Raw genomic sequence first — 23,068 nt, 5'->3', positions numbered from 1 at the left:
TGACCGCCGCCCGTGAGAGCGTTCTTGCCTGAACCTGTGAATTTGCTGAGAAACCCCTCCCGCCCCTCAGACCAGGTGGAACAGCCGGGCGCCGTTGTCGTGGCAGACGGCGCGCAGCCAGTCGTCGCCGAGTCCGAGCCGCTCGAGGGCCTCGAGCTGGTGCTCGTAGGGGTAGGGAATGTTCGGGAAGTCGGTGCCCAGCAGGATCCGGTCACCGAGGTCCGCGAGCCGGCCGCGGTCCTGCGGCGGGAAGCCGTCGAACTGCTCGGAGAAGTCGGTGAAGGCCATGGTGGTGTCGAGCCGTACCTCGGCGTACCGGTCGGCGAGGCCGAGGAAGTCCGCGTACTCGGGCATCCCCATGTGCGCGATGATCAACGGCAGCCGGGGATGGCGGGCCAGCAGCCGCGCGATCGGTTCCGGTCCGGTGTGCTTGCCCGCGACGGGCCCCGAACCGCAGTGGACCACGGTCGGGATCCCGGCCTCCGCGAGCAGCCCCCAGACCTGGTCGAGCCGGTCGTCATTGGGGTCGTAGCCGCCCACCTGGAGGTGTGCCTTGAAGACCCGCGCCCCCGCCCCGACGGCTTGGCCCACGTACTCCCGCACCCCGTCCTCCGGGAAGAAGGTCGCGGTGTGCAGGCAGTCGGGGGTGCGAGCGGCGAAGTCCGCGGCCCAGGAGTTGAGCCAGGCGGCCATGGCCGGCTTGTGCGGGTAGAGCATGGAGGTGAAGGCCCGGACCCCGAACTCCCGCAGCAGCGTGACCCGCTGCTCCTCCTCGTGCCGGTAGGTGATGGGCCACGCGACGCCGGTCAGCGGGCCGATCGCGTCGAAGTAGTCCCACACCTTGTCCAGCACGCGTGCGGGCATGAAGTGCGTGTGTACGTCGACCAGCCCGGGTACCCCGAGCCGTTCCCGGAAGGCCCGGACGGCCTCAGTTGTCGCTGTGGTCACGGACAAAGCCATGGCTCCGCTCCACCGTCGCGATGTGCAGGGTGTAGCTCTCGTACCAGTCCGCCCGGCCCTGCCGCATGGCCGCCTGGTGCTCCATGTCCCGGCGCCAGTCGGCGAGGGACTCGTGATCGCGGAAGTAGCCGACGGTGATGCCGAGTCCGCCGGGGGTACGCGCCGACTCGTAGCCGAGGAAGCCCGGGTTGGCGCCGACGAGCTCGGTCATCCGGTCGAGGGTCTCCGCGTATCCGCTGTCGTCAGCGGTCCGGACACTCGTGAAAACACTCATGACGTACGGCGGTTCGAAGGCCGGCACAGGCTGGATGCTCATGGCCCCCACCCTCGGCGGGACGGGCCGGGCATGTCCACCGCAATCGGCCCCGGGAGGTCAAAGGGATCCAAGATTTGACCTTGGCCCCTAAGCCCCCGCGGCCCTCAGAACAGCCCCTCCTGCGCCTCGGGCGCGCCCGGCAGGACGGCCGGGATCCCGGCCACGGGCACCTCGGTGGCGCCGCCCTCCCCAGGAGCCGTCAGCTCCCAGCCCGCCAGCAGCCGGGTGTCGACGACCAGCCCGTCGGCGAAGTGCAGATCGGGGCCGGCCGCGGCGACGAGCCGCCCGGCGACGGTCCCGCCGGTCACCATCTCGGTGATCACCCGATCGGGAAGGGGAAGCCCCTCGAGCCCGAACGCCTCCACGTGGTCCCGGACCTCACACTCCAGCCGCTCCAGCGACTCCGGCCACCCCTCCAGCCCGGCGGCCCGCGCATGCAGCCCGGCGACCTCCGCCGCCCGTTCGGGCCCCGGCGGCAGGTGGCCCCGAACGGCCCGCTTGCGGGCGTAGGGGATCCGGTCGGGCACCCCGAGCGCGGCCCGCAGCAACTCCTCCGTGCGCCGCGTCGCCATCAGCGGCCCGCGCCCCAGCCAGGCCCAGGTCACCGCACCCTGCTCCAGCAGCCGGGCCGGCCCGCGCTCCTCGGCGGTGATGCCGACCTTGACCAATCCCGGCCCGAACCAGGCGAGGTACACCCGATAGGTCCGCGGATCGGCCGCGTTGGTGTCCGCCGCCACGGAGAAGGACCGGTCCAGCCGGGCGCACTCGGGGCACTGGGCGTTCCCGGTCCGTCCGGGCACGCTCCGCTCCGTCGGGCACGGCGTCCGCCGCCCGGCCCGCCGGACGCCGAGACAGTGGCGCTCACCGCGCCCGGCGAAGGCGAGCTGCTGCCCGTACACGAGGGGGCTGCTCCGCTCCCCCCGGCCCGGTCCCTGCCCGTACCAGCCGATGGCGGGCCGGCCGTCGATCCACCGGATTCCGGTGCACCACCAGGACACGGCCGGCTACCGGGCGACGAACTGCGTCAGGATCGCCTGGACCTCGTAGATGTCGACTCCCTTGGTGAAGGTCTTGGCTATCGGCTCGGAACTGCCCGAGAGCCATATCTTCAGCTCCGCGTCCAGGTCGAAGTGGCCCGCGGTCTCCACCGAGAAGTGCGTGATGCTCCGGTAGGGGATCGAGTGGTACTCCACCTTCTTCCCCGTGAGCCCCTGCTTGTCGATGAGCACGAGCCGCCGGTCGGTGAACAGGATCGTGTCGCGGATCAGCAGGTACGCGGCGTGCACTTGCTCCCCTTGCCCCAGCAGTCGCGCGTACTCACGGTGCGCCGAAGCCGGATCCACTGCGTGCGCGTTGCCGAACAGTCCCATGAGGGTCCCCCTGCCTTCCCGGTGAATCGATCTCGATCGAGACCGCGGCCTCGATCCACAAGAACGGTATCGGCGCCCTCTGTCACCCGGCGTCCCCCGCCGGAGCCATCTCCCCCCGTGGCTCCCCGGAGCCAGCTCTCCTCCCTGAGGAGGACGGAGGGGTACCGGGGGAGAAGGAACGGAGCAGAGGACGACGTAACGAAGGGGGGTAACGCAAGAGGCCCCCCGGTGAACCGGGGGGCCTCTTGGGCTGTGCACTCGGCAGGATTCGAACCTGCAACCTTCTGATCCGTAGTCAGATGCTCTATCCGTTAAGCTACGAGTGCTTGGCTGGCCGGGGTTTTGCGCCCCGTTGGCCTTGCGAGAACAACAATACATGGACCTCGCCGGGACGCGAAATCCATTAGCCACACCTGCCCTGACCTGCGGAAATGGCTTGGAAGAAGATCATCCGCTTGGTTCGGTGGCGCGGCCGCCCGGGGCCGGAAAGCACCGAAGCCCCGGTCCGCAAGGACCGGGGCTTCGTGAAGTGCGGAGGCGGAGGGATTTGAACCCTCGATGGGGGGTAAGCCCCAAACCGCATTAGCAGTGCGGCGCCATAGACCGGACTAGGCGACGCCTCCAGCACACCCACGCGTACGAAGGTGCGTGCAGATGATGACACAGGCCAGGGGCCGGTCACCAATCCGCTCCCACGGTACAAGGAGCGTGGCCCGGAGGGCAAAGCCTTAAGCCCCGATTCCACGCGGAACGTCGAAGCCCGGCCGTCGTTGGTCAGCCGTACGACGTACGGACGACCTGGAGTGCCCCATGCTGCGTCTCGCCGCCTTCGCCGTCACCTCCGCCCTGACCGCCGCGGCGGCGGGTCCGCTGCCCCCGCTGCCACCCCTGGGGCGGCTGCTGGCGGCCCCCGACCGGCTCACCGTCGCCGTGTCCGACACCGGCAATCCGCGCGCGGACGGCCAGTACCGGCTGGAGTGCAACCCGGCCGCCGGCACCCACCCCCAGGCGGAAGAGGCCTGCGCCCGCCTCGAAGCCCTCGCGCGCGAGGGCAAGGACCCCTTCGCCGACCCCGGGGAGCAGCTGTGCAGCATGGTCTACGGCGGCCGGGCCACCGCCCGGATCACCGGAACCTGGCACGGCCGCAGGGTGGATTCCGAGTTCCGCAGGACGAACGGATGCGAGATCAACCGCTGGAACGAGTTGGAACCTGTGCTTCCGCGTGGGCGCGCCTGACCTGGGAGGATGCGGCGGCCGAGCGGTATCCGCAGCACATCCGCCCTCTCGCCGGGAGCCGGTGCCCTTAGACTCCTCCCGTGACTTGCCGGTAGTTGTGGTCAGGGAGGAAGCTCGTCGTGAGCAGCAGGCCATCCCGAGGCGCTGCTCGCCTCGCAGCAATACTCGACGCGCTTCCGGACGCGCTGTTGCTCGTCAACGCCAACGGCACGGTCGTCAACGCGAATTCGATCGCCCTCGAGGTCATGGAGAGTCCCGGTACCGGGCTCGTCGGCCGGGGCGTTCTCGACCTCCTGCCCGAATTCGACTCCAAGCTGATCCCCGGCTCCATGCGCCGGCCCGGCGAGGACGAGGGCGGCCGCGCCCGCCCGAAGCGGATGGTCGCGCGCCGCACCGACGGCAGCGAGTTCCCCGTGGAGGTGACCGCCGCCCATCTCGACGGCCGCGACGCCTACCGCGAGCCGCAGCCCTCCTACACCGGTGACGAGCTGCTCATGCTCGTCGTACGGGACCTCTCGCAGACGGTGGACACCGAAGCCGAGCTGGCCCGCTCCCAGCGTCAGACCGAGATGATCCTGCGGGCCGCAGCCGAGGGCGTCGTCGGCACGGACACCGACGGACGGGTCGTCCTGGTCAATCCGGCCGCCGCCCAGATCCTCGGCTACCGCGCCACCGACCTCGGCAACCGCGAGCTGCACGGGCTGGTCCAGCACTCGCGCGCCGACGGCTCGCCCTTCCCCTTCGAGGAGTCCCCGCTCGCCGACACCCTGCGCAGCGGGCGCAAGCACCGGGTGCGCGGCCAGGTGCTGTGGAACAAGGCCGGGCAGCCGGTCGCCGTCGACCTCACCACCTCACCCGTACGGGACGGCGAGCAGCTCGTCGGCGCCGTCGTGACCTTCACCGACCGGCGCTCCTACGACGCGCTGGCCGCGCGCCACGCCCAGTTGCTCGCCGTCCTCGGCGACTCCCTGCGCGGTCCGCTGGAGGAACTGCGCGGCGAGCTGGCCACACTGGCCGCCGACGACGCGGGACAGCTGTGGCCCGAGGCCAACCAGCTGCTGCACCACCTGGCCGCCGGCTACTCCCGGATGACCACGCTGGTCGACAACGTGCTCGGCTTCCAGCGTCTCGACGGGGGCGCCGACAAGCTCGCCAAGAAGAAGGTGCTGATCGACGGGGTCGTCAAGGCCGGCGTCGACGGTGCGGTCGAGCTGATCGGCCCCGGTCGGGCGCAGTTCGCGGTGCACGCCCCGACCATCGAGGCCGAGGTGGACGCGGAGCGGATCGCGACCGCCCTCGCGCACCTGGTCGCGGATGTCGCCGGCGTGGACGCCACCGGCAAGACCCCTCAGGGCAGCGGCTACATGGACTCGACGATCGTCGTGGCCGCGGCGCAGCGCGGAGAGGTCGTACGGATCGAGGTGCGCGGGCCGTACGAGGGCGGGAACCCGGTGCACGAGCCGATCGTGCGGGGCATCGTGGCCGCGCACGGCGGTGTGCTGCAGACCGTGGAGGTGCCGGGCGCGCCCGGCGGGGCGTACGTGCTGGAGCTGCCGCTGGGTGCGGGAGCCGGGACGGTCACCCTGCCCGAGCCGGTCGAGCCTCCCGCGGAGGAGCCGGGAGCCGAGGGCGGTCCCGCCAAGGTCTCCGGCGGCCGCCGGGCCCGGCGCGGCGTGGACTCCTTCCTCGACGATTCCGACACCGACGCCCTTGCCGCCCCGGGTACGAAGACCGGCGCGGGCACGGCCACCGGAGCCGAGGCCGCCGTCCGGGCTCCCGCCGGCGGAGCGGCGCTCGCGCTGCCGTCCGGGCGGCGCCGGGGCGGCGAGGCCCGGCCGGAGGCCGGCCCGGGGGACGGTGCTCCCGTGGAGCTCGCGCAGTCCCCGGTGAACCCGGCAGGTCTGGGCGTCACCGGCCCCGGTACCGCGGGCAACACCGGTACCGGACGCCGCCGCGGCCAGAACGGCGACGGCGGCGAGGGCAACAGCAACAGCAACAGCAACGACGCGAACGACGGCGGTGCCCCGCGGCCCGTGCCCCCGCAGGGCACCGCCATGCCCGCGCTCCCGCCCATGCCGACGGGTCCCCTGCCCGCGCCCCCGGTCCCGCTGGCCCCCGTCCCGCTCACCGAGCACCCCGCCGGGCGACGGCGCGCGCTGGGCGCGGCGGGTCAGCCGCCGGCCGCCGGTGCTCCGGTGCGGCCCGGCGGTCCGGTGCCGGCGGCCGGGATCACGGCCGCCGCCGCGCCGCGGCCCATCGCCCCCGAGGGCGGTTTCGCACTGCCCGCCGGTCCGACGCCCGCCCCGGTCCCGCAGCCTCCGCAGTCGCCCCCCGCCGCCGGCTCCGCCGCCGCTCCCTCCGAGGACGACGCCGAGGCCCCGGGCGGACGGCGCGGGCGCCGGGTGCTGGGCGCGCCCCCGGCCGAGCCCGAAGCCCCCGCCGGGCAGCCCGACGCGGGCACGCAGGGCCCCGTAGACCCCGAGACCCACCCGACCGGACGGCGGCGCGGACTGCCCGCCACCCCCGCCTGGCCGGTTCCCGCGGCCCGCAACGCCCCCGAGGACGAGGCCGCCGCCGGGCAGATCGCCGTGCCCGGGGCCCGGCAGCCGCAGGACGCGCCGGTGGAGGCCGCCGGCGCGCCGATCAGCGTCCGCGCACTGGGCACCCTCGGCCAGGGCATCTCGACCGACACCAACGGCTCCGGCCGCCGCCGGCGCCTCGCGGAGCCCGCGCCCCAGGGCCGCGCCTTCGCCATAGGGGCACCCGAGGCGGGCTCCGACGAGGGCCCCGAGCCGCTGGACGGCCCCGGAGGCGCCGTCGAGGTGGTCAACCGGCCCGTGCCGCGCCCCGTCGACGACGAGCTGCCGCCCGAGCCGCTGGACAACCCGCGCAGGCTCCTGGTGTGGCCCGCCCCCGACGTACAGACGCAGGCGGCGCTCAGCGACCGCGGCTACCGCCCGGTGATCGTCCATTCCCGCGAGGAGGTCGACGCGCAGATCGCCGCGTTCCCCGCCGCGCTGTTCGTGGACCCGCTGACCGGACCGATCACCCGGACCGCCCTGCAGTCGCTGCGCCAGGCCGCCGTGGCCGCCGAGGTCCCCGTCCTGGTCACGGCCGGACTGGGGACGGCCACGCGCGAAGCGGCGTACGGCGCCGATCCGGCCGTCCTGCTCAAGGCGCTCGCGCCGCGCGACAGCGAACAGCACCCCTCCCGGGTCCTGCTGATCGAGGAGCACGACGAGATCGCGACCGCGCTGACCGCCGCCCTGGAGCGGCGCGGCATGCAGGTGGCGCGCGCCGACGCGGACACGGACGCCGTGGAGCTGGCCTCGCGGATGCGGCCCAACCTGGTGGTGATGGACCTGATGCAGGTGCGCCGACGCCGGGCCGGGATCGTGGACTGGCTGCGCGCCAACGGGCAGCTGAACCACACCCCGCTCGTGGTCTACACGGCCACCGGGATCGATCCGGCCGAACTGCCTCGGCTGGCCTCGGGCGAGAGCGTGCTCTTCCTCGCCGAGCGCTCCACCACGACCGATGTCCAGGGCCGCATCGTGGACCTGCTGGCCAAGATCGGAACCAACTAGTTCATCCTGGCCGCATGGCCATCACCGACACGAGCGAGCAGACCGTCCCCGCAGACAACGGGGAGGTCAGTCTGCTCATCGCCCGACAGGTGGACGCGGGCCACGAGGAGGACTTCGAGGCCTGGGCCCACGGGATCCTGGAGACCGCCTCGGCGTTCCCGGACCACCTCGGGTACGGCCTGTTCCGCCCGTCCGTGCCCGGCGGGCCGTGGTTCCTGGTGCACCGCTTCCGCAACCAGGCGGCCTTCCAGCGGTGGCAGGACTCCGCGGAACGCGCCGCGTGGTTCTCCAACTGCCTCGGGCACCACCACACCGAGATAGCCCGGCGCGAACTGCACGGCATGGAGACCTGGTTCGCGAAACCGGGTACGGCCCGGCCCGCGCCGCCCCGCTGGAAGATGGCGATCAGCTCGGGGCTGGCCATCTTCCCGATCTCGCTCGCGGGCAACGCGCTGCTCGGGCCGTACCTGGTGAACCTGCACTTCGTCCTGCGGACGGCGGCCTTCGCCGTCGTCTTCAGCACCCTGATGACCTACGTGGCCATGCCCGCGGTCAGCAAGCTGCTGCGGCCGTGGCTCACCCGGGGCCAGTAGCCCCGGCGGGACTCAGTCGAGCCTGGTGACGTCGAGGGCGCCCTCCGCGTACTGCTTGCGGATCACCTTCTTGTCGAACTTGCCCACGCTCGTCTTCGGCACCGCCTCGACGATCGTCCAGCGCTCCGGCAGCTGCCACTTCGCGATCGATCCGCCGAGGAAGGCGCGCAGATCCGCGTAGTCCGCGGTGGCGCCCGGCTTCAGGACGACGGTGGCCAGCGGCCGCTCGCCCCACTTGTCGTCGGGGACGGCGACGACCGCCGCCTCGGCCACCTCCGGGTGCGCCATCAGCGCGTTCTCCAGCTCCACGCTGGAGATCCACTCGCCACCGGACTTGATGACGTCCTTGGCCCGGTCGGTGAGGGTGAGGTAGCCGTCGGGGCTGATGACGCCGACGTCGCCCGTCTTGAGCCAGCCGTCCGCGCTGAACTTGTCCTCGGGGCACACCGGTTCGCCGGCCGCTCCGCCGTAGTAGGAGCCGGCGATCCAGGTGCCGCGGACCTCCAGCTCGCCCGCCGCCTCTCCGTCCCAGGGCAGGTGGTCACCGCCGGGGCCCACCAGGCGGGCCTCGACGCCCGCCGGGAAGCGGCCCTGGGTGAGCCGGTAGGGCCACTCCTCCTCGGCGCTCAGACCGGCCGGCGGGTGCGCCATGGTGCCGAGCGGCGAGGTCTCGGTCATGCCCCACGCGTGGCAGACGCGGACGCCGAGCTTGTCGTAGGCCTCCATCAGCGAGGGCGGACAGGCCGAGCCGCCGATGGTGACCTGCTTCATCGAGCTGAGGTCGCGCGGATTGGCGGTGACCTCGGCCAGCAGCCCCTGCCAGATGGTCGGGACGGCCGCCGCGTGCGAGGGCTTCTCCCGCTCGATCATCTCGGCGAGCGGGGCGGGCTGCAGGAAGCGGTCCGGCATCAGCATGTTGATGCCGGTCATGAAGGTGGCGTGCGGCAGGCCCCAGGCGTTGACGTGGAACTGCGGGACCACGACGAGGGAGGTGTCGCGGTCGGTCAGGCCCATCGACTCGGTCATGTTGACCTGCATCGAGTGCAGGTAGATCGAGCGATGGGAGTAGACGACGCCCTTGGGGTCCCCGGTGGTGCCGGAGGTGTAGCACATGGCGGCGGCCTGGCGCTCGTCCAGCTCGGGCCAGTCGTAGGTGTCGGGGCGGCCCGCGAGGAGCTCCTCGTACTCGTGCACGCGCACGTCGAGGCCCTCCAGCGCGGAGCGGTCGCCGACGCCCGCGACGACCACGTGCTCGATGGTCGGCAGGTGCGGCAGCAGGGGCACCAGCAGCGGCAGCAGGCTGCCGTTGACCAGGACGACCCGGTCGGCGGCGTGGTTGACGATGAAGACCAACTGCTCGGGAGGGAGCCGCAGGTTCAGCGTGTGCAGGACCGACCCCATGGAGGGGATCGCGAAGTACGCCTCCACGTGCTCGGCGTTGTTCCACATGAGGGTCGCGACCCGGTCGTCCTGCTGGACTCCGAGCTCGTCGCGCAGGGCGTTGGCCAGACGGGTGGCGCGGATCCCGATCTCGGCGAAGCTGCGGCGATGCGGCTCGGCCTCCCCGGTCCAGGTCGTGACCTGGGACTTCCCGTGGATCGTCATCCCGTGCTGGAGTATGCGGGTGACGAGGAGTGGTACGTCCTGCATCGTGCTCAGCAAAGCGTCCTCCCGGTGAGCGCTGCGGCGCTACGGCGGCTACGGATGCTGCCGATTCTGCGCACGTACCGGTCGGCATGTCACTACCCAGCGGTAGAAACGCCGCGTTGTTTCACGTGAAACACCCGACGAGTGGGTGCCGGACGGGGCGGTGTTTCACGTGAAACATCTGCGGAGCGGATGCGGACGGCGGCTGGTTCAGCGGACCGGGAGCAGTTCCGGGTCCTCGCGGAGCTTGACCAGCGCCCGGGAGACCGCGCTCTTGACCGTGCCCACGGAGACCCCGAGCAGCTCGGCGGTCTGGACCTCGGTCATGTCCTCGTAGTACCGCAGGACGACCATCGCCCGCTGCCGGTCGGGCAGCCGGGTCACCGCGCGCCACATCGCGTCGCGCAGCGCCTGCGCCTCGGCGGGGTCACCGGCCGGCGGTTCCCCGGGCTCGGGGAGCTCGTCGCAGGCGTACTCGTCGACCTTGCGCTTGCGCCACTGGCTGGTGCGCGTGTTGACCAGGGCGCGGCGCACGTAGCCGTCCAGGGCCCGGTGGTCCTCGATGCGGTCCCAGGCGACGTACGTCTTGGCGAGCGCGGTCTGCAGGAGGTCCTCGGCGTCGCAGGGGTTGGCGGTGAGCGAGCGCGCGGTCCGCATCAGGACCGTGCCCCGGGTCCGGACGTACGCCGAGAACGACGGGTACGGCGTCGGATTCGAGGCGAGCGTGCACACAGGCGTGGTCATGCATCCACGCTAGGAGCGCGGGCGCCCCGAGGAATCGCCCGGAAGTGCCGAAGCCGGGTCCGCCTCAGGTTGTAGGGGTGGGGTCTGCCCCACCTCCTGAAGGTGGAGGAGGCGGGGCCCTCCCTGGACCGGTGGCGGCGCGGCGGTCAGCCGTCCGCGCCGAGGATCAGGCCGGAGGTGGGTACCCCGGTACCTGCCGTGACCAGGGTGTGCGAGGCGCCCGCGACCTGGTTGACGGAGGTGCCGCGCAGCTGGCGCACGGCCTCGGCGATGCCGTTCATGCCGTGCAGGTACGCCTCTCCGAGCTGCCCGCCGTGGGTGTTGAGCGGCAGGGCGTCCGCGGCGACGAAATCGGCGGCCTCCCCCGGTGCGCAGAACCCGAACTCCTCGAGCTGCATCAGCACGAAGGGGGTGAAGTGGTCGTAGAGGATGCCGACGTCGATGTCGGAGGGGCGCAGCCCGCTGGTCCGCCACAGCTGGCGGGCCACCACGTCCATCTCCGGCAGCCCGGTCAGATCGTCCCGGTAGAAGGAGGTCATCCCCTCCTGGCGGCGGCCCGCGCCCTGGGCGGCGGCCGTGATCACGGCAGGTTTCTGCCTGAGGTCGCGGGCCCGTTCGGCGGTGGTGACCACGATGGCCTGGCCGCCGTCCGTCTCCTGGCAGCAGTCCAGCAGCCGCAACGGCTCGACGATCCAACGGGAGGCGGCGTGGTCGGCGAGCGTGATGGGCTTGCCGTGGAAGTAGGCGGCCGGGTTGTTCGCGGCGTGCCGGCGGTCGGTGACGGCGACGTGGCCGAAGGCCTCCGGGGTCAGGCCGTACGCGTGCAGGTAGCGCTGGGCCGTCATCGCCACCCAGGAGGCCGGGGTGAGCAGCCCCCAGGGCAACGACCAGCCGAGCGCCGCCCCCTCCGCGGAGGGCTCGCGCTGCTGGACACCGGAGCCGAAGCGGCGGCCGGACCGCTCGTTGAAGGCGCGGTAGCAGACGACGACCTCCGCGACCCCGGTGGCGACGGCGAGGGCGGCCTGCTGCACGGTGGCACAGGCGGCGCCGCCGCCGTAGTGGATGCGGGAGAAGAAGGACAGCTCTCCGATGCCGGCCGCCTGGGCCACGGTGATCTCGGGGCTGGTGTCCATCGTGAAGGTGACCATGCCGTCGACGTCCGCGGGGGTGAGCCCCGCGTCGTCGAGGGCCGCGTGCACGGCCTCGACGGCCAGTTTGAGCTCGCTGCGGCCGGAGTCCTTGGAGAACTCGGTCGCGCCGATGCCGGCGATGGCGGCGCGGCCGCCGAGTCCGTCGCGGTTGCGGACGCTCATCGCGAGCCTCCCCGGGCGGGAAGGATGACCGTGACGGTGCCCGTGACGTGGTGGCCGATGCCGTTGGCCCCGACGACCCGGATCTCGGCGGTGTCCCCGTCCCGGGCGGTGACGGTGCCGGTGAGGGTCATCGTGTCGCCGGGGTAGTTGGGGGCGCCGAGCCGGATGGCGACCTTGCGCAGTACGGCGGCCGGGCCCAGGTGATCGGTGATGTACCGGCCGACCAGGCCGTTGGTCGTCAGGATGTTCATGAAGATGTCCGGAGAGCCCTTCTCCCGCGCGAGCGCCGCGTCGTGGTGCACGTCCTGGTAGTCGCGGGAGGCGATCGCGCCCGCGACGATCAGCGTGCGGGTGACCGGTACCTCCAGCGGCGGCAGTGTGTCGCCGATGTTCATGCGGCATCCCCCTCGGGTGCTCCGGGTGCTTCAAGTGCGTCGTCGGGCCCGGTGTCGGACGCGGTGTCGGGCGCGCCCTCGGACAGGAGCGCCCCCAGCTCGGCCAGCAGCTCGCTGCCGCACCCCAGGTACGCGTCGAGCTGGCGCCCCCACAGGAAGTGCCGGTGGACGGGGTGGTCGAGGTCGGCTCCCATCCCGCCGTGCAGGTGCTGGCCCGCGTGGACGACCCGCTTGCCCGCCTCCGAGGCCCACCAGGCCGCCGTCAGCGCGTGGTGCCCGGCCGGGAGCCCTTCGTCGACGCGCCAGGCCGCCTCGTACGCGGTGACCCGGATCGCCTCGGTGTCCATGTACGCGTCGGCCGCGCGCAGCATGACCCCCTGGTTCGTGGAGAGCGGCCGGCCGAACTGCTCGCGGGTGGAGGTGTACTCCACCGCGCGGGCCAGGGAGCCCGCGCAGACCCCCGCCTGGAGTCCGGCGAAGGCGGTGCGGGCCACGGCCAGCACGTCCGCGTAGGCGTCCTCCCCGCCGATGCGTTCCGCTGCCGCGCCGGTCAGGGTCAGGCTCGCGGCCGACCAGGGCGCCGTGGTCTCCACCGCCGAGGTGTGCACCCCGGGCGCGTCGGTCCGTACGAGCCACAGGGCCCCGGCCGCGTCCGGGACCAGGACGTGCGTGGCCTCGCGCAGCCACGGGACGGCGGGGGCGGTGCCGGTGAGCAGGCCGTCCTGCGACGCGGTGATCCGGCCGCGCCGGGGAAAGGCGCCGGTGGCCACCGCGTCGCCGGAGCCCAGGGCGGGCAGCAGCCGGGCGCGCTGAGCGGCGCTGCCGTGCCGGGTCAGGGCCAGGACCCCGTAGACGCAGGTGGCGGCGTACGGGACCTGTGCGGTGGTGCGGCCCTGTTCCTCCAGCAGGAGCACCAGGCCGAGCAGGCCGACGTCCTCGACGGCGGCGGTCAGTCCGGCGGCGGTGAGGGCCTTCCACAGCTCGGCGTCGCTGCCGGTGCCGGCGGCCGCGAGGCGGTCGTGGGTGGCGAGGTCGCGAAAGATCTGGGCGGCGAGTCCGGCCGCGGCGGCCTGCTCCTCGGTGGGGCGGAAGTCCATCAGGCCTCGCTCCCCCGGAAGACGGGCAGTTCCAGTTCCTCGTCCACGCGCAGGAACTCCAGTCGGACGGGCAGGCCGATGCGGACCTTGTCATGGGGGACCCCGGTGATGTTGCTGACCATGCGGACCCCCTCGGCGAGTTCGACGAGCGCGACGGCGTAGGGCGGATCGAACGCCGGGAAGGGCGGGTGGTGCATGACCACGTAGCTGAACACCGTGCCGGAGCCGCAGGCCTCGATCGTGTCCCAGTCCGGGCTCGCGCAGGCGTTGCAGCCGGGGAGCCACGGGAACCGGAGCGTGGCGCAGGCGGTGCAGCGCTGGATCAGCAGCTTGTGATCGCGGACGCCGTCCCAGAAGCCCTGGTTGTCGCGGTTGATCACGGGGCGGGGCCGCTGGGCGGGCTTCTTCGGCAATGGTTGCGCGGGGCGCTGTGCGGCCTGTGGTGCGGCCGCCTGTGGTGCCGCCTGTCGTGCGGCTCGTTGTGCGGCCGGCTTCGCCGCCGGTGCGTACTTGAGGATCCGGAAGCGGTGCGTCCCGGCGAGCTCACCGTTCGCGCGGACATCCATGCGGGTGGTCACGAAGTGGCCGGTGCCCAACTTGGTGGTCTTGCGCGCGGACACCGACTCGATGACGGCGTCGAAGGTGATCGCGTCGCCGGGGCGCAGCGGCCGCAGGTACTCCTGCTCGCAGTCGGTGGCGACCACGGAGGTGCAGCCCGCGCCGTCGAGCAGCGCGAAGAGCTCGTCGTAGGCCGAGGAGCGGTCGCTGTGGCCGGAGAGACCGCCCATCGTCCAGGCCTGGAGCATGGTGGGCGGGGCGATGGCGTCCGGCCCGGTGTAGGCGGGGTTGGCGTCACCCATCGCCTCGCACCAGTGCCGGATCATCGGCTCGTTGACCGCGTCCTTGCCCTGCCCCCCGGCGGCGGCGGGCTGTCCCTCGAAGGCCTTCAGCAACGCGTGGAAGCCGGCTGCCGAGGCTTCGTCGGTCGTGGTGGTGGTGGTCATGGCGGAGGCGGTCGTCGCGGTGGTGGCGGTGTCTGTGGTGGCGGTGTCTGTGGTGGCGGCTGTGGTGATGGGCGCGTCGGTCGTGCCGGTCCGGGCGCTCCGGGGGCTCTCGGCCCTCTTGGCGGTCATCTCTTCCTCCCCTTCATGCCGAGCCGCATCATCGCGACGATCTCCCGTTGCACCTCGCTGACGCCGCCGCCGAAGGTGTTGATCTGGGCGGCCCGGTTCATCCGCTCCAGTTCGCCGCCCTCGAAGGCCCCGGGTCCCGGGCCCCGTACGAGGGCCTCCTCCCCCACCACCTCCTGGCAGATCCGGTAGACCTCGACGGTGGACTCGGTGCCCAGGAACTTCACGCCGCTCGCATCGCCGGGGGCCAGGGAGCCGGCGCCGACGTCCTGGACCAGCCGCCAGTTCAGGAGGCGTACGGCGGCGAGGCGCGCGTGGGCCTCGGCGAGGCGGGACTGCACCCAGGGCCGGTCGGCCGGACGCTCGCCGGTGACCGGGTCAGGGGTGCGCACGTGGTCGAGCGCGGCCTCGTAGAAGTCCTCGGCCTGCATGCCGATGGCGGCGAGGGCCACGCGCTCGTGGTTGAGCTGGTTGGTGATCAGTCCCCAGCCGCCGTGCTCGGGACCGACGAGGTTGCCGACGGGCACGCGGATGGAGTCGTAGTACGTGGCGGTCGTGGTCAGACCGCCGACCGTTTCGATCGGGGTCCAGGTGAAACCGGGATCATCGGTGGGCACCAGGATGATGGAGATGCCCTTGTGCTTGGGAGCCTCCGGGTCGGTGCGGCAGGCGAGCCAGATCCAGTCGGCGTTCTGGGCGTTGGACGTGAAGATCTTCTGCCCGTCGATCACCCACTCCCCGGCGTGCCGCACGGCCCTGGTCCGGAGCGAAGCGAGGTCGGTGCCGGCCTCGGGCTCCGAGTAGCCGATGGCGAAGACGAGTTCGCCCGTGAGGATCCGGGGGAGGAAGTAGTCCTTCTGCTCCTGCGTCCCGTACTTCATCAGGGTCGGGCCCACGGTGTTGAGGGTGACCATGGAGACGGGAGCACCGGCCCGGTAGGCCTCGTCGAAGAACACGAACTGCTCGTCGGGGCCTCGGCCACGGCCTCCGTACTCGACGGGCCAGCCGAGGCCGAGGAGCCCGTCGGCGCCTATGCGGCGCAGTAGTGCGCGCTGCTCGGCGGGGTCCTCGGGCACCCCGTCCGGCAGCAGGTTTCCGAAGTACGCACGCAGTTCGGCGCGGAGCCGCAACTGGCCTTCGGTCGGGGCGAGGTGCACGGCGCTGGCCTCCCGGCATCACATCATCGAGTGGACCTGACTGTCCGTCAGATTCTAGGTGGATGTCAAGGCCGGGGCGGCGACCCGGGCGGGGCCGCACGCGGCGACGTCGGTGATGACGCGGGCGGTACGGATGCTCGCCAGGTCTTTGTCCTCCAGGCGTTCCGCCCACCGCCCGGGGCCGGACATGCCAAAAAGAGCCGCGCCGTCCGGGAACCCACCGTCTCCCGGGCCTGCGGCCCTGCAATCCCGAACTCCGCGCCCCCTACGCTCCCGACGCGTCCCCGGCGCCCGCCGGGGCAATCCCACGGTGCCCCACTCCGGGGCACGCTCGCGGCGCGATCCACGGTCTCGGCCTGCTTCCACCGACCGACCGGGCTCGAGCGCCTGCTGTCGTACGCGTGCGTGGTGCGTGGTGCGTGGTGCGTGGTGCGTGCTTCGCGCTGTGCGCTGTGCGCTGTGACCTGCGGCTTACGTCCTGCGTCGTGGCCTCGTGCGTCGTGACGTCCTACGTGCCGTGCTGTACCGCGTGACGCATGAGTACTGCATGCTGTGTGCGCTGCGCGCCGCCGTGCTCCGGGTCATGCGGCTGCCCGCGTCCGACCCGTGGTGCCACGTCGCGTCCCGCTACGCCACGCCCTGCTCGTTCGGCCCTGCTCGTTCCGGTCCCACGGTCCTGCTCGTTCGGTCCTGCTCGTTCCGATCCCACGGTCCTGCTCGTACCGGTCCCGCTCGTTCTCGTTCCACGGTCCCGCTCGTACTGGTCCTGCTCGTTCCGCTCCGTACGGCTACGCGGCAAGCGCCATCTCCTGAGCGACGCCGCTGCGGCCCAGTGCGGTGACCGCGGCCGAACGATCGGCCCCAGCGGATCCGAGTGCGCGGCCGGATCCGAGTCCGGACGCGATGCCCGACTCAGCGCCGGAACCGGAACCCGCGGTGAGTGCGGCGGCGGTGCTGGAGCGGCGGACGGAAGGAGTCTTGCCGTGGGCTTCGGCGCGGATGCGCTGCTTGATGGTGGGCGGGAGCGATCCGCCCCGCATCATCGCCCGCCAAGTCTGCCGGGCCACGAAGGCCGGCCGCGTCACGGTGGAGGCCGCCGGGGCGACGGGGGAGGCGGGGGAGGCGGCGACGGCCGATGCGGCCTTGCCACCGAGACCGAGGGTGGTGAAGAGCGCCACGAGCGCTGCGAGGAAGGTGGTCCAGATCGACGTGATGGTGCTGCGGTGAGCCATGACGGGTCCCTCATTTCGCGATGTTCCGACGGGCGGATCTGAATACATTCGTCATGATGCGAGCGCAACCGCAGCGCCTCCACGGCCCGCGCCGATCTTCCGACAAACACCACCCAAAGGAACCAATGCCATGATTTCCACCTTGGACATCCCGGGCGCACGGCCCGTCTGAGCAGGCCTGAGGGCGACCCGCCAAAGGGGGCCCGCCGGCCGCCCGAGCAGCAGAAACAGCCCCGTCTCCGGCCGATTCCCTGCGCACCCCGGCGGGCCCGCAGGGCGACGAGGGTGTCCGGCTGGTCGCCCTGTTCGGCCGACCGCACGCGAAAGGGGCGCCACCGGACGGTGGCACCCCTTCTGATCAGCACATCGTCTGACCCTGGAGAGACGCGCCTCACGCCTCACGGCCTCACCACACCGGCCCACACACGGGGCCACACAGGGCCCACGCAGGATGAGATCCGGCCGCGCCGTCACGGCACTATTGGCGGTCGCGCCGACGCTCCTTCGGCCCGCCGAACCTCGCCTGCACGACCGGCCCCAGCGCCAGCACCGTCGCCCCGGTGCTGATGGGCCCGGCGAACGACGGGAAGAAGCACACGAGTCCCGTCGCCACCGCGGCGACACCCGCCAGGCCGAGCAGCAACGGCCGGCGACGGATCGTCCCGCGCTCGTCGGAGCGGCCGGAGGGGTCGTCCCCGGGGCTTGAGCTGACGCGCTCACTAGGTACTGTCATGAGTGACCTTCCAGAAGGGTCAGGGCGGCTCCCGTGCCAGCGGGGGCCGCCTTTTTGCGACCTCGCCACCTCGTGAAAGAAAGGGTGGCAGCAAGTCGCTTTCCAGCAAACTCACTCATCCACAGGTCCCTGTGGATAACCTTGAATCGGATGTGGGCACACCCTGGATCCCTGTGTACGAAGGCGTGGACAACCGACTGTGCAAAACCGTCACCAAACAGCCTCTGGCCAGGCAATACACAGATCCCGAACCTGTGGATAAGAGCCTCGCCACAAAAAGATCCAAAGTTTATGTGGAGCGCCACCTTCCGCACGCGCAGGGGAACCCACAAACTCCGCGAAACGCCACATAAGGAACGCCCGCTCTAGAAAGTCCCGGCCTTTCGAAGCGGAGGAAATCGCGACTCAGGTATCCGAAAGGCCCTCTCCGGCCAAGCTCCGCCCGGTACCTCGCCACCCGACGGGAAGAGGGACAGGCATGCCCGAGTCCCCCGAGCGCTCTCGCCTCGCTGACCCGCGAAGGGGTCCTCCGGCGACCCTGATCGCCGGAGCCCGGGGACGCCTGGGGGACCAGCCCCAGCTTCGGCGCCCGACCGAGCATGCTCGGAGCCAGTCGGCAAGCCGGAAATCTCGTCGCACGCCTTACCCCGACGGAGAACAATTCCAGGCATGGGAGCAGACATACACGGGTTCATCGAGTGTCGCTGGGACCGCTGGCTGGACGAGGACGACCGCAGCTGGAGCGGGGCCATCGACCTCACTCACCTCTACAACGGGCGCTCCTACGTGGCCTTCGGCTCCCTGTTCGGCATGCGCGACACCACCTCCTTCCGCCCGCTCGCCGATCACCGCGGCCTACCGTCTGACGTGTCTCAGGAGACCCTCGCCGACTTCGAGTCCTGGAGCTCGGACGCGACCGGTGCGTCCTGGATCACCTGGGCGGAACTGGTGGCCACGGACTGGGACGAGGCCGCGAACGACGTCGATGACTGCGTCCATGAGTACCGCCGTGGTCCGGACGGAACCTGGGAGCTGGCCGGCCGGAACACCAGCCTCACCCGCTTTGCCGAGCTGTCCGGCCTCACCGCCCCCCACTCCCTCTACCGCGCGGGCCGTACCTACCCCGAGGGCACGGAGTGGCCCGACGGCGACCGCCTCTTCCGCATCGGACGCCTCCGACGGAAGCACGCTGTGCCCGACAGTGACTGGGGTGCCGTCTGGTCGGTCATGCGGACCCTCGCGACTCTGCACGGCGACGAGGGCGTCCGCCTGGTCGTCTGGTTCGACGGCTGACTCGACCAGACCTGAGCCCCGTGGCTGGCATGGACCCCGTCGAGGTGGCACGGCGCGCTGTGGAGCATCACCAGCTCACCCAGCGGCAGCACCGCTTCGAGGGGGCAAGGGGTGCGGTGGCACTGTCCCCAAGCCCGAACAAGTCTCTCCGCGATCGGCTGAGGGCCTTGGCCGCAGGTTGGCCGTACACAGTGATCAACGACGTGCCAGGGGAGACCCCTGATGAGACAGGGGGACGCAGAAGGGGTGCCTCTCCATGAGAGACACCCCTTTTGATCAGCGCGTTCGCTGAGCTGGCGGTGGGTGTGGGATTTGAACCCACGGTGACTCGCGCCACGACGGTTTTCAAGACCGTTCCCTTAGGCCGCTCGGGCAACCCACCTGGCCGGTACAGAGTACCGGGCGGTGGGGGTCGTCGGCGCTGGGGATTTCAGGGGTCAGGCGGTCTGGGCCTTGTCGTAGGCCGCCTTCGCCTCGGGGCCGAAGTACGGGCCGAACATGCGGTTCGGCAGGAAGGTGTAGCCGAAGCTGTTCACCGAGGCCTGCGTGCCCAGGCCCGTCGCCTCGTTGAAGTCCTGGAACCAAGGGCCGCCGCTGGAGCCGCCGGTCATGTTGCAGGGCAGGCCGTGGTCCTTGGTCAGCAGGAAGTCCTTCCCGGTGTTGCCGCTGCAGTAGACGAGCTTCGTGCCGTCGTACGGCGCCGCCGCGGGGAAGCCGAAGGCGTACATCTTCTTGTTGTAGCCGCCGTTGAACACGATGCCCTGGGCGCCGACGACCTGGCTGAGGTTCTGGCCGTTCAGCGGGGCGACGACCGCGAGGCCGACGTCCATGTTCATGTCCTCGCTCGCCACCCACTGGTCCGTCGCGAAGGTCTTGGTGGCCGTCCACTGCCCGTAGGGCGCGTTCCCGTTGTCGTAGCCCGGGACGAAGGTCCAGTTGGTGTGCCAGGCGCCCTGGTACTTCACGCAGTGGCCGGCGGTGATCACCGTGCTGCCGTTGGCGCTGGTGATCGAGTCGCCCGAGCAGGAGGCGTTCTTCCCGTTGAAGGTGAAGAACACCCGCCCCGAGGTCTTCACCACCGCGCCCCCCGACGTCCAGGGGCCGCCCGGCTGCGGGAAGGCCGCGGGAACCGCGGATGTCGCGGGGGTCGGAGCGATCGTCGTGGGATGCAGCGTGGTCGTGGGGGCGGTGCGGGCTACGGCGCCCGGGGCCGCCGTGATGTCCAGCGGAGCGGCGGCCCGCATCCGCTCGGCGGTCCAGAAGCCGCGGGCGGGATGGTCCGCCGCGACCGAGGGCGGGGCCGCCGTGAGAACGCCCGCGAGCAGGGCGCCCGCCGCGAGTAAGACCGATAGGGCCGTGCGATGACGATTCACGCAATGACTCCTTCTGCCGTGTCCGGATGAAGAGTTGTCGGTGCGGATCGGTGCGGATCGGGGGCAGCGTGGCACGGCCGGGACGAGATGTCAGGAAGCAGTCGGAACGTTCAGTCGGTTCTGGCCAGGAATTGGCCAACTCCCCTCCGTTCCGGGGCTACGCGGTCAGAAGGACGCCCGCGAACGAGACTCCGGCCACCACGACCCAGGCCGCCAGCCCCAGCAGGGCGGCCCGGCCGCCGGTGCGCGCGAGGGTGGGCAGGTGGACCGCGCTGCCCAGGCCGAACAGGGCTGCCGCGAGCAGCAGTTCCTGCGCGGTGTGCGCCCCTTCCAGTGCCGCGTCGGGCAGTACGTCCGTGGCGCGCAGCGCGGCCGCGGCAAGGAAGCCGGCCACGAACAGGGGCACCGGGGCCGGCCGTCGGCCCGAGGGGGTGCGTACCCCGCGCTTGCGGGCCCGTACCGAGAAGGCCACCGCGGCCACCAGCGGGGCCAGCATCGCCACGCGCATCAGCTTGACCAGGACCGCTTCGCCGAGCGCACCCGGGCCCGCGGTCTGCGCGGTGGCCACCACCTGGCCGACGTCATGGACGCTCGCGCCCACCCAGCGGCCGAATTCCGGGTCCGTGAGGCCCAGGGGCCCCTGGAGCAGGGGGAGTACGGCGATGGCCAGGGTGCCGCAGAGGGTGACCAGGGCGACCGAGGAGGCCACGTCCTCCTCGTCGCTGCCGGACACCTCGCTGACCGCTCCGATGGCCGAGGCTCCGCAGATCGAGTACCCCGTGGCGATCAGCAGCGGCTGGTCCCCGGGCAGGCCCAGCCTGCGGCCGAGCCAGAGCGTGCCGAAGAAGGTCGCCGCCACCACGGCGGCCACCATCGCCACCGTGGCCCAGCCCAGCCGGAGCACCTGGTCCAGGCCCAGCGCCAGGCCCAGCAGGACGATGCCGATCCGCATAAGCCGCCGGCCGGCCAGGGAGAGACCCGGGCGCGCGGGGCCCCGCACGAAGCCCCGTAGGCCCGGGAGGTGCGCGGCGGCGATGCCCAGCACCACCGACACGGTCAGCATCGGCGCCCAGGAGGCCAGCCGATGTACCGACCAGGCCACCAGCACGCCGGCCAGGGCCAGCCCCAACCCGGGCCACGACGACGGTGTTTCACGTGAAACATCGACCGGCTCCGTCGAGTCCGCCCCACTCACCGGGCGGTTCAGCAGGGCCATCAGTCGGACGGGAGCGTGTAGACGCGGCGGACGCTACTGCCCAGGCGAACGACGTCGGCGCCGTAGACGTGGAGGGATATCGCCTTCGTACGACAGGAGTTGCGGACCTTGTGGATGTCCCCGGGCGGGGCGAACCCGCAGACGTCACCGGGACCGTTGACCACGTGCTCCGTGGCCACCAGCCGGGCCCCCGCGGTCGCCGTCGCGGGGACGAGGCGGTAGCGGAGTTCGCTCTCCTCACCCTCGTGCACCCCGGCCACGCACCAGGAGACGTGGTCGTGGACGGCGGTCTCCTGGCCCGGCAGCCACACGAGGGCCACCACCGAAAAACTGCCGTCCGGCTCCGCGTGCAGGACGTGCTGCCGGTACCGGTCGGTGTGCCCCTCCCGCTGCTCCGCGGTGAGCAAGCCCGGCATCCCCAGGTGCGGGGCGAGGCGCTCGCCGACCAGGTAAGCGGTCAGGTCCGGGGCCAGACCCCGGTCGACGACCGTACGGATCTCGGCGACGAGGGCGGCCATCCTCGCGGTCGTGCGGGCCGGAGTGGTGGTGGTCATAAGGGGAGCGTCGAGGAGGCCACCCATCACGTCCAACGACAGTTCTGAGCTGAAATCCCAAGTTCAGCTTATGAGTGGGTGGTGCCCGCTCAGCAGCCGATCCGGTTCGACGCCGCCTGCCTCAGGGCGTCCAGCACCACCGCCGTCGCGGGAATCCGCAGGTGGTCGCGGTAGACGTAGGCGGCGATGTGGCGGCGCGCGGCCGGTTCCAGGGCCCGTCCGCACACCTTGGTCAGGGAGAGCGAGGGCAGCACCAGCGCGGGCATCATGGCGACGCCCAGGCCCTGCGCCACCAGGCTCTGCACGACCAGGTTGTCGTCCGTGGCGAACCGGATGTCGGGGACGAAGCCCAGCTCCGCGCATTCGTGCAGCAGGTTCGCCCGGCAGCGCGGGCAGCCGGCGATCCACCGCTCCTCGGCGAGGTCGGCCAGGTGGACGGCGCGGCGCCGGGCCAGTGGGTGCCCGGTCGGCAGCAACACCGTCAGCTGGTCCTCCAGCAGCTTGACCTCGGCCACCTCCTCCGGGATCTCCTCGTGCAGGCCGGGATAGGTGAAGGCCAGGGTGATGTCGCACTCACCGCGCTCCAGCCTGCGCAGCGAGTCCGGAGGCTCGCCCTCGAGCAGCTCGACCTGGATGCCGGGGTGGTCCTTGGCCAGGCAGCTCAGGGCTTCCGGGACGAGGGTGACGTTGGCGCTGGGGAATCCGCAGAGCCGGACGCGGCCGGTGCGCAGCCGGGCGTAGGCCTTCAGCTGGGCCTCGGCGGCGGAGAGGCTGCCGAGGATGGACTCGGCGTGCCGGACCATGGACTCGCCGGCCTCGGTGAGCTGCATGCGGCGGCCCACGCGGGTGAACAGCGGGGTCCCGACGGCGCGTTCGAGCGCCTTCATCTGCTGGGTGATCGCGGGCTGGGTGTAGCCGAGGACACGGGCGGCGGCCGAGTAGGACCCGGAGGCGACCACCTCGTGGAACGTCCGTATGTGCCGCGAGTCGAACACCCTCGAAGCATAAGCAGATATTGGGAGGGGGGGGCCCGCGCGATGCCGCGACGCCGCCCCGCCCCACAAAGCCACTCCGGCCGGGAAAATTGCCGCGCGCGACGACACGGCCGGTGTTGCCAACCCA

General features: G+C 71.8%; 22 protein-coding genes and 3 tRNA genes. 4 read left to right on the top strand and 21 right to left on the bottom strand.

Annotation, left to right across the window (positions count from 1 at the left end; translation table 11 throughout):
• Positions 1-66 precede the first annotated feature (66 nt).
• From ACWF9Z_RS08050 to ACWF9Z_RS08025, 6 genes are all read right to left on the bottom strand, one after another.
• Positions 67-948 (bottom strand): amidohydrolase family protein, encoded by an 882-nt coding sequence (locus tag ACWF9Z_RS08050; protein ID WP_453598689.1) that lies wholly within the window; start codon positions 946-948, stop codon positions 67-69.
• Positions 929-1,276: an antibiotic biosynthesis monooxygenase family protein gene (locus ACWF9Z_RS08045; RefSeq protein ID WP_453598686.1), complete on the bottom strand. Its 348-nt coding sequence runs from the start codon at positions 1,274-1,276 to the stop codon at positions 929-931. Before ACWF9Z_RS08045 ends, ACWF9Z_RS08050 begins: the two co-directional genes overlap by 20 nt.
• Before the next feature lie 104 nt (positions 1,277-1,380).
• A complete protein-coding gene (locus ACWF9Z_RS08040; protein ID WP_453598683.1) occupies positions 1,381-2,274 on the bottom strand; it encodes a DUF2797 domain-containing protein in 894 nt (297 codons plus the stop codon).
• Positions 2,275-2,280: 6 nt separating this feature from the next.
• Positions 2,281-2,646 (bottom strand): PH domain-containing protein, encoded by a 366-nt coding sequence (locus tag ACWF9Z_RS08035; RefSeq protein WP_356651820.1) that lies wholly within the window; start codon positions 2,644-2,646, stop codon positions 2,281-2,283.
• 253 nt (positions 2,647-2,899) lie between these two features.
• Positions 2,900-2,972: transfer RNA gene (locus tag ACWF9Z_RS08030), tRNA-Arg, on the bottom strand.
• Positions 2,973-3,178: 206 nt separating this feature from the next.
• Positions 3,179-3,269, bottom strand: a tRNA-Ser gene (locus ACWF9Z_RS08025).
• A gap of 187 nt (positions 3,270-3,456) precedes the next feature.
• On the opposite strand from ACWF9Z_RS08025, the gene ACWF9Z_RS08020 reads away from it, so the two are divergent.
• The 3 genes from ACWF9Z_RS08020 to ACWF9Z_RS08010 all read left to right on the top strand — a co-directional run bounded on the left by ACWF9Z_RS08020 (position 3,457) and on the right by ACWF9Z_RS08010 (position 8,062).
• A complete protein-coding gene (locus ACWF9Z_RS08020) occupies positions 3,457-3,882 on the top strand; it encodes an SSI family serine proteinase inhibitor (protein WP_453598680.1) in 426 nt (141 codons plus the stop codon).
• A 119-nt stretch (positions 3,883-4,001) separates the two neighbouring features.
• On the top strand, positions 4,002-7,469 hold the full coding sequence (locus ACWF9Z_RS08015; protein WP_453598677.1) for a PAS domain-containing protein: 3,468 nt from the start codon (positions 4,002-4,004) through the stop codon (positions 7,467-7,469).
• A 14-nt stretch (positions 7,470-7,483) separates the two neighbouring features.
• Positions 7,484-8,062, top strand: a complete 579-nt coding sequence (locus tag ACWF9Z_RS08010; protein WP_453598674.1) for an antibiotic biosynthesis monooxygenase — start codon at positions 7,484-7,486, stop codon at positions 8,060-8,062.
• A gap of 12 nt (positions 8,063-8,074) precedes the next feature.
• Here ACWF9Z_RS08010 and ACWF9Z_RS08005 read toward each other — a convergent pair whose 3' ends face one another.
• The 10 genes from ACWF9Z_RS08005 to ACWF9Z_RS07960 form a co-directional block, all read right to left on the bottom strand.
• Positions 8,075-9,724, bottom strand: coding sequence for a long-chain fatty acid--CoA ligase (locus ACWF9Z_RS08005; RefSeq protein WP_453598671.1), 1,650 nt, complete (start codon positions 9,722-9,724; stop codon positions 8,075-8,077).
• Between the two features lie 195 nt (positions 9,725-9,919).
• On the bottom strand, positions 9,920-10,453 hold the full coding sequence (locus ACWF9Z_RS08000) for a SigE family RNA polymerase sigma factor (RefSeq protein WP_453598669.1): 534 nt from the start codon (positions 10,451-10,453) through the stop codon (positions 9,920-9,922).
• A 146-nt stretch (positions 10,454-10,599) separates the two neighbouring features.
• A complete protein-coding gene (locus tag ACWF9Z_RS07995) occupies positions 10,600-11,766 on the bottom strand; it encodes a lipid-transfer protein (RefSeq protein ID WP_453598667.1) in 1,167 nt (388 codons plus the stop codon).
• Positions 11,763-12,161: a MaoC family dehydratase gene (locus tag ACWF9Z_RS07990; RefSeq protein ID WP_453598664.1), complete on the bottom strand. Its 399-nt coding sequence runs from the start codon at positions 12,159-12,161 to the stop codon at positions 11,763-11,765. The genes ACWF9Z_RS07995 and ACWF9Z_RS07990 overlap by 4 nt, the downstream gene beginning before the upstream one ends.
• Positions 12,158-13,258 carry an acyl-CoA dehydrogenase family protein gene (locus ACWF9Z_RS07985; RefSeq protein ID WP_453598662.1) on the bottom strand — a complete coding sequence of 367 codons (1,101 nt, stop codon included), beginning with the start codon at positions 13,256-13,258 and terminating at the stop codon, positions 12,158-12,160. Before ACWF9Z_RS07985 ends, ACWF9Z_RS07990 begins: the two co-directional genes overlap by 4 nt.
• Positions 13,258-14,262 (bottom strand): bifunctional MaoC family dehydratase N-terminal/OB-fold nucleic acid binding domain-containing protein, encoded by a 1,005-nt coding sequence (locus tag ACWF9Z_RS07980; protein ID WP_453598820.1) that lies wholly within the window; start codon positions 14,260-14,262, stop codon positions 13,258-13,260. Before ACWF9Z_RS07980 ends, ACWF9Z_RS07985 begins: the two co-directional genes overlap by 1 nt.
• A 125-nt stretch (positions 14,263-14,387) precedes the next feature.
• Complete coding sequence (locus ACWF9Z_RS07975; RefSeq protein ID WP_453598660.1) at positions 14,388-15,545, bottom strand: acyl-CoA dehydrogenase family protein; 1,158 nt, start codon at positions 15,543-15,545, stop codon at positions 14,388-14,390.
• 54 nt (positions 15,546-15,599) lie between these two features.
• Positions 15,600-15,734 carry a hypothetical protein gene (locus ACWF9Z_RS07970; RefSeq protein ID WP_453598657.1) on the bottom strand — a complete coding sequence of 45 codons (135 nt, stop codon included), beginning with the start codon at positions 15,732-15,734 and terminating at the stop codon, positions 15,600-15,602.
• Between the two features lie 599 nt (positions 15,735-16,333).
• Positions 16,334-16,777 carry a DUF6344 domain-containing protein gene (locus ACWF9Z_RS07965; protein WP_453598655.1) on the bottom strand — a complete coding sequence of 148 codons (444 nt, stop codon included), beginning with the start codon at positions 16,775-16,777 and terminating at the stop codon, positions 16,334-16,336.
• Positions 16,778-17,255: 478 nt separating this feature from the next.
• On the bottom strand, positions 17,256-17,510 hold the full coding sequence (locus tag ACWF9Z_RS07960) for a hypothetical protein (protein ID WP_453598653.1): 255 nt from the start codon (positions 17,508-17,510) through the stop codon (positions 17,256-17,258).
• A 669-nt stretch (positions 17,511-18,179) separates the two neighbouring features.
• On the opposite strand from ACWF9Z_RS07960, the gene ACWF9Z_RS07955 reads away from it, so the two are divergent.
• Positions 18,180-18,803 carry a hypothetical protein gene (locus ACWF9Z_RS07955; RefSeq protein WP_453598650.1) on the top strand — a complete coding sequence of 208 codons (624 nt, stop codon included), beginning with the start codon at positions 18,180-18,182 and terminating at the stop codon, positions 18,801-18,803.
• 294 nt (positions 18,804-19,097) lie between these two features.
• Here the strand turns inward: ACWF9Z_RS07955 and ACWF9Z_RS07950 are convergent.
• The 5 genes from ACWF9Z_RS07950 to ACWF9Z_RS07930 all read right to left on the bottom strand — a co-directional run bounded on the left by ACWF9Z_RS07950 (position 19,098) and on the right by ACWF9Z_RS07930 (position 22,941).
• Positions 19,098-19,185, bottom strand: a tRNA-Ser gene (locus ACWF9Z_RS07950).
• 55 nt (positions 19,186-19,240) lie between these two features.
• Positions 19,241-20,176, bottom strand: coding sequence for a peptidase (locus ACWF9Z_RS07945; protein WP_453598647.1), 936 nt, complete (start codon positions 20,174-20,176; stop codon positions 19,241-19,243).
• Between the two features lie 157 nt (positions 20,177-20,333).
• Positions 20,334-21,392, bottom strand: coding sequence for a YeiH family protein (locus ACWF9Z_RS07940; RefSeq protein WP_453598645.1), 1,059 nt, complete (start codon positions 21,390-21,392; stop codon positions 20,334-20,336).
• The gene (locus ACWF9Z_RS07935; RefSeq protein ID WP_453598642.1) at positions 21,392-21,946 is read right to left on the bottom strand and encodes a cysteine dioxygenase; all 555 of its coding nucleotides are present in this window, start codon (positions 21,944-21,946) and stop codon (positions 21,392-21,394) included. Before ACWF9Z_RS07935 ends, ACWF9Z_RS07940 begins: the two co-directional genes overlap by 1 nt.
• Positions 21,947-22,035: 89 nt before the next feature.
• Positions 22,036-22,941 carry a LysR family transcriptional regulator gene (locus tag ACWF9Z_RS07930; protein ID WP_453598639.1) on the bottom strand — a complete coding sequence of 302 codons (906 nt, stop codon included), beginning with the start codon at positions 22,939-22,941 and terminating at the stop codon, positions 22,036-22,038.
• Between the last annotated feature and the right edge of the window lie 127 nt (positions 22,942-23,068).

Source organism: Streptomyces sp. NPDC054961 (assembly GCF_053609145.1).
The sequence above is the reverse complement of the archived record's forward strand: the minus strand, read 5'-3'. Positions and strand labels throughout refer to the sequence as shown.